The organism is Streptomyces sp. NPDC046712, from assembly GCF_040645695.1.
In the GTDB taxonomy this organism is placed as follows: domain Bacteria; phylum Actinomycetota; class Actinomycetes; order Streptomycetales; family Streptomycetaceae; genus Streptomyces.
The window spans coordinates 175,810-189,201 of the sequence record NZ_JBEYYW010000011.1; the positions used below are offsets into that span (position 1 = coordinate 175,810).

Genomic DNA, 13,392 nt, shown 5'->3' on the forward strand with positions numbered 1-13,392 from the left:
AGAACGGCGGCCCCCTCGCTTCGAGGGAGCCGCCGTCGCCGTACGTACGGGGTCAGACCGCCGAGCCGGCCTTCCAGGCCGACCAGCTCATGTTCCAGCCGTTGAGGCCGTTGTCGGGCGCGATCGTCTTGTCCTTGGAGTTCTTGACGATGACGACGTCGCCCACGATGGAGTGGTCGTAGAGCCAGGCGGCCATCTGGTTCGGGTCGCCGGCGCCCTTGACGTCGTTCAGGCCCACGCAGCCGTGGCTGGTGTTGGCGGAGCCGAAGATCGAGTCCGGGCCCCAGTAGTTGCCGTGGATGAACGTGCCCGAGGTCGACAGGCGCATGGCGTGCGGGACGTCCTTGATGTCGTACTCGCCCTTGCCGTCGTCGTCGGTGAAGCCGACGGTGGCGCCGTTCATCCGGGTCTCCTTGAACTTCTCGGAGATCACCATCTCACCGTTGTAGGTGGGGTTCTCCGGGGAGCCGGCCGAGATCGGGATGGTCTTGATCGTCTTGCCGTCCTGCTTGACCGTCATGGTCTTGGTGGCGACGTCGACGGTCGAGACCTGGTTGCGGCCGATCTTGAAGGTGACGGTCTTCTGCTGGACGCCGTAGATCCCCTCGGCACCCTCGACGCCGTCGAGCTCCAGCTTCAGCGTGACGGTCGAGCCCTCGGTCCAGTAGTCGTCGGGGCGGAAGTCCAGGCGCTGGGAGTTGAACCAGTGCCCGACGACCTCCTGGCCGCTGCTGGAGGTCACCGTGATGCCGCCCTGGACGGCCTTCTTGTCGGTGATCGCCTTGTTGAAGTTGATCGAGACCGGCATGCCGACGCCGACGGTGGAGCCGTCCTCGGGGGTGAAGCTGCCGATGAAGCTGTTGGCCTGGGAGACGGTGGTGAAGGAGGAGTTCTCGTGCGCCTCCAGACCGTCCGCGTCCGTGGCGGTGGCGGCGATCTTGTAGACGGTGGCGCGCTTCAGCTGCTCGGAGGGCTTCCAGCTCAGCTTGTCGGCGGACATCTCGCCGTCGACGGTCTTGCCGTCCTCGGTGGTCATGGTGACCTGGCTGAGCGTGCCCTGGGTGACCTTGACCTCGGTGCCGTTGTTGATCGACACGTTGTCGGCGCCGTTCTTGGGCGCGATGGATATCTGGGCCTTGGACGTCTTCTGCGCCGCGGCCTCGTCGACCTGGGCCTGTGACTGTGGCGTCGCGGAACCGTCGGCGGCGCCGCCCTTGTCGCTGTCGCTGCACGCCGAGAGCACCAATACGCCGCCGAGCACCGCGGCTGCCGCCGCCAGGCCCTTGCGGCGCTTGCCGTCCGTCATCACACGCTTCTCCATCGTCGCCGAATCCCTGCCAACACTCGTCTGAACATCCATGAGACCCTGCGCGGTTCCGGAACCGGAGGGTTTGTGGGGAACACCACTGATCGACACGCCCTCGCGGACCGTCCGGTTCCCGTACAGCGGGAGGTCCCAGCGGGAAGCCCCGGTACGGGACGCCGTACCGGGGCTTCCAGGGGGCGCCACGCCCTGCTAGACCCGTTCCTCGTCGTCTTCGTCCACCTCATCTTCCTCGTCGAGGTCCCACTCCTGGGCATCGGGGTCGTAGTCGACCTCCTCGCTGCTCCAGGAGGCCTGGACGAGCTCGATACCGGGGACCTGGCTGACGAGGTCGAAGGGCTCGATGAGGTACGCCAGCGCCTCGGCGCTGTCCTCGCGGACGGCTGAGCGGGCGTGCACGCGCTCGTCCTCCGGCATGAACTCGTCGGTGTCGATCCGGCCGACGGCCGCCTCGGTCAGCTCCGCGGGACCGTCGATCTCCAGGACGACTTCCACTCGAAGTCGTACATAACGTGATGTCTCGGAAGTGCTCATACGAGGGAGCGTAGGGCTCAGCGGGCTCTCGACTTTCCTGCGACCCGCTGTGTTCATTAGCATCGGCGCACCTACCAATTCGCGGTTTCCGCAAGGGGGATCGAATCTCCGTGTCCGTCGCTCGACGTCCACTGCTGACCGCCACGGCGGCCGGGACGCTGCTGTTCGCCCTGTGGTTCGTTCCGTCCGCGAACGCGACCGACGAGAATCGGGTCACCTCGACGCAGCAGGAGCGCGAGGCGGCCGAGACCCGTCTCGCGGAGACCGGCAGCCCGGACACGACGCCGTATCTGATCGGCGGGACGGGCTTCCTCGCCGTGGGAGCGGGGTTCGTGGCGCTGGCGATGAGACGCGGCGGCCGGGTGCACTGAGCTGTACGACGAGAGGGCCGCCTCCCCGTGTGCGGGGAGGCGGCCCTCTCTGCGTTCGCCGCGTTTTCAGCGTTTTCGCGTTCTCAGCGTTTTCAGCGTGGTCGCGTTCGTTACGCGAGCGGTCCGGTGACGGGCTCCACGGCGGCGACGAGCTTCCCCTCGCGGACGAAGGAGTCGGCGGCCGCCAGGTCGGGGGCGAGGAAGCGGTCCGGCCCCGGCCCCTCGACCCCGGCGGCGCGCAGGGCGTCGATGGCGGCCTGCGAGGCGGGGGCGGGGGTCAGGCCGCGGCGGAGCTCGATGCCGCGGGTGGCGGCGTAGAGCTCGACGGCGATGATCCGGTTGAGGTTGCCGATCGCGGTGCGCAGCTTGCGGGCGGCGGACCAGCCCATGGAGACGTGGTCCTCCTGCATCGCGGAGGACGGGATGGAGTCGGCGGAGGCCGGGACGGCCAGCCGCTTCATCTCGCTGACCAGGGCGGCCTGGGTGTACTGGGCGATCATCAGGCCCGAGTCGACACCGGCGTCGTCGGCGAGGAAGGGCGGCAGCCCGTGGGACCGGTTCTTGTCGAGGAGCCGGTCGGTGCGGCGCTCGGCGATGGAGCCGAGGTCGGCGGCGGCGATGGCGAGGAAGTCCAGGACGTACGCGACGGGGGCGCCGTGGAAGTTTCCGTTGGAGCGGACCTGGCCGTCCGCGAGGACCACGGGGTTGTCCACGGCCGAGGCGAGCTCGCGCTCGGCGACCAGGCGGGCGTGGGCCATGGTGTCGCGGCCGGCGCCGGCGACCTGCGGGGCGCAGCGCACGGAGTACGCGTCCTGGACGCGCGGGGCCTCCTCTTCCTGGAAGTGGCCGGTGAGCCCGGAGCCCTTGAGCACGGCGAGCATGTTGGCGGCCGAGGCACCCTGGCCCGGGTGGGGGCGAATGGCGTGCAGCTCGGGCTCGAGGACCTTCTCGGTGCCGAGGAGGGCTTCGAGGGAGAGGGCCGCGGTGATGTCGGCGGACTTGTAGAGGGTGTCGAGGTCGGCGAGGGCCATGATCAGCATGCCGAGCATGCCGTCGGTGCCGTTGAGGAGAGCGAGGCCCTCCTTCTCTCGCAGCTCGACGGGCCGGATGCCGGCGGCGGCGAGCAGTTCGCCGGCGGGCTTCACGGTGCCGTCGGGGCCTTCCGCGTCCCCTTCGCCCATCAGCGTGAGCGCGCAGTGCGAGAGCGGCGCGAGGTCGCCGGAGCAGCCGAGGGAGCCGTACTCGTGGACGACGGGCGTGATGCCGGCGTTGAGGACGTCGGCCATGGTCTGCGCGACCTCGGGCCGGACGCCGGTGTGCCCGGAGGCGACGGTCTTGAGCCGCAGGAACATCAGCGCGCGCACGACCTCCCGCTCGACGCGCGGGCCCATGCCGGCGGCGTGCGAGCGGACGATGTTGCGCTGCAGCTGGGCACGCAGCTCCGGGCTGATGTGCCGGGTGGCGAGGGCGCCGAACCCGGTCGAGACGCCGTACACGGGCTCAGGCTTGGCGGCGAGCGCGTCGACGACGGCACGCGCGTCGGCGAGCGCCTGCACGGCCTCGGTCGAGAGCTCGACGCGGGCACCGTGGCGGGCGACGTCGATGACGTCCTGGGGGGTGGTGCCGGACGTGCCAAGGACGACAGTGTGCATATCCATATTCAGCACCCTACGGACTGAAGAGCGACCTGTCACTAGCGGAACGTCGCGGCGGTGCGCCGCCGCCGGCCCGTGCGGGAGGGGGGCGGCCCGGGGGGCGGCCTCCCGACCCGGGGCACCCTCTTCCCCTGGGTGGTGCTCGTCGGCCCCCGCGGTCCTGCGGGGCTCCACCCTCAGTGTCTGCCGGCGCGGGCCCGCCGCAGCCGCAAGCCGGCTGCGGCGCCGACGAGCGCGATCCCGGCCACCCCGGCCGTGGACCACCAACCCGTACGGTCGCCACCTTCGCCGGCCACGCTCGAGGAGGGCGAGGACGGAGCCGTCGGAAGTGTCGCGGACGAGGGTGAGGCGGAGGACGGTGCCGGCGCGGAGGGGACCCGAGCGGGCACGGACGCGCTGGGGGTGGGGGCACCGGGCGGCACCGGGTCGACCACCGGAACGGCGATCTCCCCCTCCCCGTGACCGAGGGAGGGGAAGCCCACGTCGACGGTGACCTTCCAGGTACCGGGAGTGAGGGCTTCGGCGGTGCTCCAGCCGGTGCGCGTGCCGGGGTCGCGGACCAGTCGCCAGGGGCCCATGGAGCGGGATCCGTCGGGGCTGGTCGCGTTCACCGTCGCGGCGACCGCCTCCTCGACGGCGTCCCCGTCGTTCTCCCAGGTGATCTCGGTCGTGACGTGACCGTCTCGCTGCCCGGTCACCACCACCTTGACGGTATCCCCGTGGGCTTGGGCAGCGGCCGGCATCGCCAGGGCCTGGGCGAAGAGTACGAGCAGGAAGCCGAGGCCCGTCAAGACACGGAAAGCGTGGCGTGTACGCATCGTTGCGGTGCTCCTGGTGCGTGAGATGCGGTGAGGACGCGGTGCGGTGTGGACGCACCGCGGAGAACTGACGCGTCGGTGGACGGTCGCACGCAGCGGCCGTCCACCGGCGCCGGATCAGGTGACCGGGGCGCGCCGGCCCCGGTCCGACGGCCGAGGTCAGGAGACCTTCTGGACCGTCCACGCCTGCGCAGCCCGGCCGTTCGCGCGCTGGAGGTCGAGCAGCCAGCTCCCGTAGTACGGGCGGTTGCTCACCGTCAGGGCGTAGGTGCCGCTCGGGTCGGTCACGGTGATCGCTCCGCCGCGGCTTGACAGCTTCCACTCCTGCGTGGCGATGTCGCCGCAGGGCTGCTGGGCGACCCACATGCCATCGGCGGGGGCGCCTCCCGTCTGGAGGCACTTGCCTGAGACCGCGGAGCGGAGGCGGACGAGCCCGCCGCCGGCGTCGTCGAACAGCCACTGCTGTTGGGCGTAGCCGTTGGCCCGCGCACCGACGAGCACCGTGCCGTCGGCGGAGCGTCCGCCCCACACCTCGGCAGCCATGCCGGTGCCCGCGTTGCCGAGGGTGTAGCGGGTGCCGGGGGTGGTCGTGCCGCCACCCGCGTCGGCCGTACGGAGGGAGGTCGCCCGTCCTGCCCCGCTGTCACGGCCGGACCGGTCGCGCACCGAGACGGCGACCTTGTACTCGGTGCCGGGCCGGAGGTTGTAGATACGCAGCGACTGCGACTGGACCCAGGTCAGGTGCCTGCCGTCCAGCAGGACCTGGTACCAGGCGGCGCCGTCGACCTTGGGCCAGCTCACGACGGCGGCCGTGGACTGTATCTGGCTGACCGTCACCGCAGGACCACGAGTGGGTTCCGTGGGTGTCGGCGTCGGGGTCGGTGTGGGCGTCGGGCTGGGACCCGGGTCGGGGGTGGTGCCGCCCCCGGAGCGCATCAGGAACTGGTTGTCGGCGGTGTTCCAGTGTGTGGCCAGGTAGCTGCCGGCCTTGGGGTTGGTGTGGAAGTAGTCGTCGTGATTGCAGTCCAGGATGTTCTCGGCCGCCTGGTTGGAGCACACGTACCGCATCTTGGGGAAGTACGGGGTGTCCGAGTAGCACATGACGTCGTACTCGTCCGTGCAGTGTGCGCCGCGACTGGTGTTGGGGGCGCTGTTGTTGACCGCGCCGAGATTGTGGCCCAGTTCGTGCGCCGCGGTGTGACCGCCCCAGCAACCGGCGTCGGTACGTCCGTAGGAGGGGCCGAAGTTGCTCTGATTGTTCTGGCCCGGTCGTTCATCACCGGCGAACGTGCCGATGCCGCAGTAGACCTTGGTGTCCGCGAAGATCATGTACTTGCGGTCGCGTCGGTCGAGGCCTTTGGCGGCGAGTGCCCTGTTGGTCGCGCTGAACTCGGAGAGCGCGGACGCCGGGAGCTCGATGTTGAGCACGGTCGGCGTGCAGTCCGCCGCGGTCACGTAGCGGATGTGACGTACACCGCCGGTTTCCTTTGCGCTGGCCGAGTAGATGAGGTCGGCGTCGGCGGCCCACTTGCGGAACGAGGCGAAGTACTCGGCGTACCGGTCCCGGTCGGGGCCGTGCACGTACACGACCTGCACACGGTTGCCGGTGCTGCCGTCGCCGTCGCACTGGACGGTCTGACCCGCAGGACCCGCGGCGACGGTCTGACCGCCGGACGAGGCCGCCGGCTTCGGGGCAGCGGCGGCACCGGACTTGGCGCTGTCCGCGTCGGCGGCGGCCACGTCCTGAGGGCGCCTGCCACCCTCCGCGGCGGCCCCGTTCCCGGACGCGGGCTTCGCCGGGTCGACCGCGGGGGCTTTGGTGGCGACGGCGGGAGCCACGTCCACCTTGATGTCCACACCCTTGGGCGGGGCGTCGGGCCCGTGGGTGCACAGCCCCGCCTCCGTGCGGTAGGTGCCTATGCAACGGTCACCCTTGGCAGCCGCCTTGAGACCGTCGTAGACCATGCCACGAGCGGCGTCGTTGACGGGCTTGTCGACGATGGGTTCCGGCTCCTCGTCCCTGGCCGGGGCGGCGGCCGGCGCGAGGGCGTCCGTCGTGGATCCGGCCTGCCCGGCCGTGCCTGCCTGCGCGGGTGTTCCCGCCTGGGCTCCGTCCCCCATTCCGGAGTAGGCGATACCTCCCGCGATCACCGCCGCCGCTGCCATGGCAGCGGTGACGAGCATCAACCCCCTGGGCTTGCGCCGATGTTGGCGCTTCTTGCGATGTCTAGTCATGCGCACCTCAAATCCTTGGTCGGAGGAGTGGGTGCGCGGAAGCCTGCCAGACGTACGCGCGGAGAATTCGGGCAAACGGGAATGGCCGTCGAGATATCTGACTGTTACCTCGAGCATTCGATTTGATGAACAGTCAATTCTCGTACAGCTGAAGGAAGTTACGCGCGTAGGCCTCGGTTGGTCCAGGCCTTTTCGGAGATCTCGTTATTGAATCGAGATATACAGGGTGAGCTTGTTGACGGTAATTCAGTAAAGGATTCACCTAATTACTACCTCTTGAATTCCTCCCGTCACAAACCGTGAAGAATTCTTCGCTCCCGCAGAGGAGCGAGCCGGCCGGATCCGCCGCCCGCCACGCAACTGCCCCGGCGTGAGGGGCGCTTCGGCGATCACCGCCGATACGGGACGAGTTGACCCACCCCACCGCCTGCTGGCTGACCGCCGGTCAAACCCCCGCCTCCCCCCGCGCACCGGGCCGTCATGGGGGCACGCACCGGGCTCAGGGACGAGGCGTGGGGGCGGGAACCTACACCGGCGGTGCGTCGCGGAAGCGCCTGCGGTCGCGTGCGCCCGGAGGGGCGTCCGCGAGGGCGATGACCGTGCCGTCGCGGCCCGCCACGACCGGCTTCGCCGATCGCGCCGCCTTCGCTTGGTACTGGGCCGCGTCCGCCAGGCGGAAGAGGCGGCGGGCGGACTTCAGCGGTCCGATGGGGTCGCCCGTCGACGCCACCCCGCAGGCGACTCCCTCGCCGAGTTCCAGCTCACCGGCCCGTACGCACAGCTCGTCCGCCACCCCCACCACCTCGTCCGCGCTGGGTCCGACCGACAGCAGGCAGAACTCGTCGCCCCCGAGGCGCGCCGACAGCGCCCCCGGCAGCATCGCGCCGCAACGCGAGAGGACCGAGCCGAACCGTTCCAGCAGGCGGTCGCCCACGGCGTGCCCGTGGGTGTCGTTCACCCGCTTCAGGCCGTTCAGGTCGCAGACCACCAGGCTCACCACGGACCCGTCGGTCCGGTACCGCTCGATCGCCTCGTCGAGCCGGGTGTCGACCGCGCGGCGGTTCGCGAGGCCCGTCAGCGGGTCGGTGAAGGCCAGCTTCCGTACCTCCTCCAGGCGCTCCGCCTGGGCGATGCCCGCCGCCACCACGGCAGCGAGCACCGCCGCGAAATCGGCGTCGTCGCGGTCGAAGACCGGCGCGCCGGCCGGCCGGGCCACATACAGCTCGCCCCAGGCCCGGCCGTGCAGCACGATCGGCGCGACCACGCAGCAGCCGCGTCCGCGCCTGCGCAGCCCGGTGACGCGGCCGGTCGGAATACGGTCGCCCGCGGTCTCCACCCAGGCGTCCGGCTCACCGCCGCCCGCCCACTGCTCGTGCAGGAATTCGGTGATCTCGGGGAACTGGTGGACGGGGTAGGTCTCCGCGTCGGGAAACTCCTCCTCCCCCACGGCCCGCTCCCCGGCGTTCACCAGCACCTTCAGCCGGCCGTGGTCCCGCTCCCAGACGGACAGTGCGGCGAAGTGCCCGCCGAGCCCGTCGCGGGCGCCGAGCGCCGCTGCCCGCCAGAACTCGCGCGGGGTGTGCGCCGCCGCCATCGCCTGCGCCAGCGCCACCACGGCCCGCAGCCGCACGTCCTCTCCCATTCCTCCAGCTTAGGGACGTTTGGTCCGTTTTTACTGGTGAGGCGTCACAGAAAGTGACATCTGGATGAAACCGAGACGTTTCCCAGAGTCTTCTCACGCGAGCTGTACGGGGTCACTCACCCGGCCACGCGGGCTTCCGCTTCTCGTTGAAGGCCGCCACGCCCTCCGCCCGGTCCCCCGAGAACGCCACGGAACGCCACGCCGCGTCCTCGACCTCCAGGCCGGCCGGCAGGTCGAGACCCTGCCCGAGCCGCATCGCGCGCTTCGCTGCGCGCAGGCCGACCGGAGAGTTCGCCGCGATCCGCCCGGCCAGCTCCAGGGCGGCCGTCCGCGCGTCCTCCTCCAGCAGGTCGACGAGCCCCAGCTCGCGCGCCTCGGCGGCCTCCACGCGCCGCGCCGTGAAGACCAGCTCGGCCGCTCGGGCCGCGCCCACCCGGCGCGGGAGCAGCTGCGTACCGCCGCCGCCGGGGATCACGCCCACCGAGACCTCCGGCAGCCCGACCACGGCCGTCGCGTCGGCCACGATCACGTCGCAGGCGAGTGCCAGCTCGAAGCCGCCGCCGAGGGCGAAGCCGTGCACGGCGGCGACGGTCGGCATCGGCAGCTCGAGGACGCCGGTGTACGCACCGCGCGCGGTCGGGCGCTGGCGCACGAGCTCGGCGTCGGTGAAGGAATTGCGCTCCTTCAGGTCGGCACCGACACAGAAGGCCCGATCGTTGGAGGAGGTCAGCACCGTCACCCGTACCGAGGCGTCCTCGGCGAGCGCCGCGCAGGCCGCACCGATGGAACGGGCCATCTCGGAGGAGACGGCGTTCATCGCCTTGGGCCGGTCGAGAACGAGCTCGGCGACGAATCCCTCCCTGCGCACCGCGACGAACTCACCAAAGCGCTGCTCGGACATGACCGACCCTCCCGGTTAACGACTGTTCACCGGATCCTAGGTCGGGCGGCGGGTCAGGTGCCAGGGCTCCACGACGCCGAGGCCGCGCACCGGGCGCTGCCACATCGGCTGGAGCGCGAAGCGGTACGAGGGAGGCTCCTCGCCCTCCTTCTCGGCGCGGGCCGCCTCCTCGGCCGCCTGCGTCTCCGAGACCGGCGCGTCGCCGGTCCGGGTCAGCTCCTCGGCGAGCGCCCCGTCGACCAGGACGGTGTCCTTGGGCGCTATCGAGGTGAGCCGGCTCGCGAGGTTCACCGTCGTACCGAAGACGTCACCCATGCGGGTCGTCACGGTGCCGAAGGCGATACCGACGCGCAGGGCGGGCATCGTCTCGTCGTGGCTGAGCGTCTCGATCAGCCGCAGCGCGATCTCGGCGGCCGTGCCGGCGTCGTCGGCGGCGTAGAGGACCTCGTCGCCGAGCGTCTTGATCAGCCGGCCGCCGTGCGCGGCGACCAGGTCGGCGCAGGTCGTCTCGAACGCCTCGACGAGCTCGCCGAGCTCCTCCTCCTCCAGCCGACGGGTCAGCCGCGTGAAGCCGACGAGGTCGGCGAAGCCGACGGCGAGCCGCCGGTCGACCATCTCCTCGTCGTCGGCGGCCTGCACGACCCGGCCGGTGGCGGCGGCGAGCTGGCGGCGCCAGACGTAGATCAGGAACTCCTCCAGCTCGGGCAGGAGCAGCTCGATCAGGGGGTACGTGACCTCGGTACGGGTCATCCCGGGCTCGGGCGGCTCGGTGAGCCCCTCCAGGAACGAGTCGATCTGCCACTCGGCCAGTCGGGCGGTGGTCTGCCCCGTGGACCGGGCGACCTGCACGGCCATCGGCTCGCTGAGCAGCCCCGCCTCGACGAGACCGGCGAGCCGGCGCAGGGCGAGCACGTCTGCCTCGGTGAGCGCCTTGGCCTGACCGATGTCGGCGAAGCCCATCGCGCGCCAGAAACGGGAGGCCAGCTCCATGGAGACACCGGCGGTGCGGGCGGCCTGGAAGGGCGTGTAGCGGCGGTCGGCGCCGAGGATGAGCTGTTCGAGGCGGATGGCGAGCGGGTCGTCGCTCGGCTCGGCCGTGTGGTCGACCACATGGTGGGGGGTGGGGTACGCCGGTGGCTCGGCCTCGCCGCCGTTGTGCGCGTCGTCGACGGTCACCGGCCGCCTCCTGCCCGTTCCCTGCCCACTGCCCTGCCGATCTGTCGCCTGGATCGCGCTCCACGATACGACAGGTGTGTGCCAGCTCACGCCGTTACGGCCACCTCGCCACCTCGTGGGCAGGCGTTCCACGGCCCGACGCCTGCCCACGACCGCGCTACGACTCCGCCCGTACGTGGACGATGTCGCCCGCGGAGACCGCCTCCGTGCCCCCGCCCTCCGTCGCCACCACCAGGCGGCCGTCGCCGTCCAGGGCCACCGCCTCGCCCTCCAGCATCCGCTCGCCCGGCAGGTCCGCCCGGATGTGGCGGCCCAGGGTCGCGCAGCCCGCTGCGTAGGCCTCCTGGAGGCCGGAGGCCGCGGGGTTGCCGTCCGCCCGCACCCACTCCCCGTACCAGTGCTCCAGGGACCGCAGGACCGATCGCAGCAGGGTGTCGCGGTCCGTCGAGATCGCGTTCGCGAGGAGCAGCGAGCCCGCCGCGGGGACCGGCAGTTCGTCCTCGCGCAGGGTGACGTTGATGCCGAGCCCGACGACGATCGCGTCCTCGCCCGCACGCTCGGCAAGGATGCCGCCGGTCTTCCGCTCCTCGCCCCCGACCGAAACCAGCAGGTCGTTCGGCCACTTGAGGGAAACGTCCACGCCGGCGGACTTCGCGAGCCCGGTCGCCGCGGCGACGCCGGTGAGCAGCGGCAGCCATCCCCACCGGTGCACCGGCACGTCGGGCTTGAGCAGGACGGAGAGGAAGATCCCGGACCGGGCGGGCGCGACCCAGCTGCGGTCGAGGCGGCCGCGGCCCGCGGTCTGCTCCTCGGCGACGAGCACCGCACCCTCGGGCAGCTCGTCGGCGCGGGCGGCGAGGTCGGAGTTGGTGGAGCCGGTGGTGGTGACCACGTCGAGCGAGGTCCACAGGCCGGTGGGAAGTACGAGAGCACGGCGCAGCGCGGCGGCGTTGAGCGGGGGCCGGTCCAGGTCGGACCAGGGGCCTCCTGAGCCATGAGAGGACGTCATGCAAGCCAGACTAGGTGTGGCAAAGACCGCAGTGCCGAACCGTATCGGCGTCGATACCCTACGGATCAGTAGCCCAGCAGTAGCCCATTCGTAGCCAACGAACCCCCGTGACCAGGCAGGGAGCCGCATCCCGATGTCCGAGTCGGTACAGCCACAAGAAATCGACATTCACACGACCGCGGGCAAGATCGCGGATCTGCAGCGCCGTATTGACGAGGCCACCCATGCCGGTTCCGAGCGTGCCGTGGAGAAGCAGCACGCGAAGGGCAAGCTGACCGCGCGCGAGCGGATCGCACTGCTGCTCGACGAGGGCTCCTTCGTGGAGCTCGACGAGTTCGCCCGGCACCGGTCGACCAACTTCGGCCTGGACAAGACCCGCCCGTACGGAGACGGTGTCGTCACCGGCTACGGCACCGTCGACGGCCGCCCGGTAGCGGTCTTCTCGCAGGATTTCACGGTCTTCGGCGGCGCGCTGGGCGAGACCTTCGGCCAGAAGATCATGAAGGTCATGGACTTCGCGCTGAAGACCGGCTGCCCGGTCATCGGCATCAACGACTCCGGCGGCGCCCGCATCCAGGAGGGCGTCATGGCCCTCGGCATGTACGGCGAGATCTTCCGCCGCAACACGCACGCCTCGGGTGTGATCCCGCAGATCTCCCTGATCGTCGGCCCGTGCGCGGGTGGCGCGGTGTACTCCCCCGCGATCACCGACTTCACGGTGATGGTGGACCAGACCTCGCACATGTTCATCACCGGCCCGGACGTCATCAAGACGGTCACCGGTGAGGACGTCGGCTTCGAGGAGCTGGGCGGCGCCCGGACGCACAACACCACCTCCGGTGTCGCGCACCACATGGCGGGTGACGAGAAGGACGCGATCGAGTACGTCAAGTCCCTGCTGTCGTACCTGCCGTCGAACAACCTCTCCGAGCCGCCGGCCTTCCCCGAGGTCGCCGACACCGAGCTCTCGGACGAGGACCGCGAGCTGGACGTCCTGATCCCGGACTCCGCGAACCAGCCGTACGACATGCACACCGTCATCGAGCACGTCCTCGACGACGGCGAGTTCCTGGAGACCCAGGCGCTGTTCGCGCCGAACATCCTGACCGGTTTCGGCCGTGTGGAGGGCTTCCCGGTCGGCATCGTCGCCAACCAGCCGATGCAGTTCGCCGGCTGTCTGGACATCAACGCGAGCGAGAAGGCGGCGCGCTTCGTCCGCACCTGCGACGCCTTCAACATCCCCGTCATCACCTTCGTCGACGTGCCGGGCTTCCTGCCGGGCGTGGACCAGGAGTACGGCGGCATCATCCGCCGGGGCGCCAAGCTGATCTACGCGTACGCCGAGGCGACCGTCCCGCTGATCACCGTCATCACCCGCAAGGCGTTCGGCGGCGCGTACGACGTCATGGGCTCCAAGCACCTGGGCGCCGACCTCAACCTGGCGTGGCCGACCGCGCAGATCGCGGTCATGGGCGCGCAGGGCGCGGTGAACATCCTGCACCGCCGCACGATCGCGGCGGCCGAGGACCAGGAGGCCGAGCGCGCCCGGCTCATCCAGGAGTACGAGGACACGCTGCTCAACCCGTACACGGCGGCCGAGCGTGGCTACATCGACGGCGTGATCATGCCGTCGGACACCCGCCCGCAGATCGTGAAGGCCCTGCGTCAGCTCCGGACGAAGCGGGAATCCCTGCCTCCGAAGAAGCACGGCAACATCCCCCTGTAAG

Annotated in this window: 11 protein-coding genes; 2 read left to right on the forward strand and 9 right to left on the reverse strand. The window is 70.7% G+C overall.

The genetic code is table 11. From position 1 onward, the window contains the following. Positions 1-52: 52 nt before the first annotated feature. Both ABZ939_RS17220 and ABZ939_RS17225 read right to left on the reverse strand, forming a co-directional pair. Positions 53-1,321, reverse strand: coding sequence for an Ig-like domain-containing protein (locus ABZ939_RS17220; protein WP_361855043.1), 1,269 nt, complete (start codon positions 1,319-1,321; stop codon positions 53-55). 195 nt (positions 1,322-1,516) lie between these two features. Beyond that, positions 1,517-1,858 (reverse strand): hypothetical protein, encoded by a 342-nt coding sequence (locus ABZ939_RS17225; protein WP_361855046.1) that lies wholly within the window; start codon positions 1,856-1,858, stop codon positions 1,517-1,519. Positions 1,859-1,968: 110 nt separating this feature from the next. Here ABZ939_RS17225 and ABZ939_RS17230 point away from each other — a divergent pair, with 110 nt between their 5' ends. Continuing rightward, positions 1,969-2,229, forward strand: a complete 261-nt coding sequence (locus tag ABZ939_RS17230) for an LAETG motif-containing sortase-dependent surface protein (protein WP_361855049.1) — start codon at positions 1,969-1,971, stop codon at positions 2,227-2,229. Positions 2,230-2,339: 110 nt separating this feature from the next. Here ABZ939_RS17230 and hutH read toward each other — a convergent pair whose 3' ends face one another. The 7 genes from hutH to ABZ939_RS17265 form a co-directional block, all read right to left on the reverse strand. Further along, positions 2,340-3,881 carry a histidine ammonia-lyase gene (hutH, locus tag ABZ939_RS17235; RefSeq protein WP_361855227.1) on the reverse strand — a complete coding sequence of 514 codons (1,542 nt, stop codon included), beginning with the start codon at positions 3,879-3,881 and terminating at the stop codon, positions 2,340-2,342. Positions 3,882-4,060: 179 nt separating this feature from the next. Beyond that, positions 4,061-4,702 (reverse strand): hypothetical protein, encoded by a 642-nt coding sequence (locus tag ABZ939_RS17240; RefSeq protein ID WP_361855051.1) that lies wholly within the window; start codon positions 4,700-4,702, stop codon positions 4,061-4,063. Positions 4,703-4,861: 159 nt separating this feature from the next. Beyond that, complete coding sequence (locus ABZ939_RS17245) at positions 4,862-6,937, reverse strand: RICIN domain-containing protein (RefSeq protein ID WP_361855054.1); 2,076 nt, start codon at positions 6,935-6,937, stop codon at positions 4,862-4,864. Positions 6,938-7,463: 526 nt separating this feature from the next. Then, complete coding sequence (locus ABZ939_RS17250; RefSeq protein ID WP_361855057.1) at positions 7,464-8,579, reverse strand: GGDEF domain-containing protein; 1,116 nt, start codon at positions 8,577-8,579, stop codon at positions 7,464-7,466. A 112-nt stretch (positions 8,580-8,691) separates the two neighbouring features. Beyond that, the gene (locus tag ABZ939_RS17255) at positions 8,692-9,480 is read right to left on the reverse strand and encodes an enoyl-CoA hydratase-related protein (RefSeq protein WP_361855060.1); all 789 of its coding nucleotides are present in this window, start codon (positions 9,478-9,480) and stop codon (positions 8,692-8,694) included. Positions 9,481-9,516: 36 nt separating this feature from the next. After that, a complete protein-coding gene (locus ABZ939_RS17260) occupies positions 9,517-10,656 on the reverse strand; it encodes an adenylate/guanylate cyclase domain-containing protein (RefSeq protein WP_361855063.1) in 1,140 nt (379 codons plus the stop codon). Between the two features lie 157 nt (positions 10,657-10,813). Beyond that, positions 10,814-11,665, reverse strand: a complete 852-nt coding sequence (locus tag ABZ939_RS17265; protein ID WP_361855066.1) for a biotin--[acetyl-CoA-carboxylase] ligase — start codon at positions 11,663-11,665, stop codon at positions 10,814-10,816. Between the two features lie 133 nt (positions 11,666-11,798). Between ABZ939_RS17265 and ABZ939_RS17270 the strand changes: the two genes are divergently transcribed. After that, positions 11,799-13,391 carry an acyl-CoA carboxylase subunit beta gene (locus tag ABZ939_RS17270; RefSeq protein ID WP_361855069.1) on the forward strand — a complete coding sequence of 531 codons (1,593 nt, stop codon included), beginning with the start codon at positions 11,799-11,801 and terminating at the stop codon, positions 13,389-13,391. The last annotated feature ends 1 nt before the right edge of the window (position 13,392 follow it).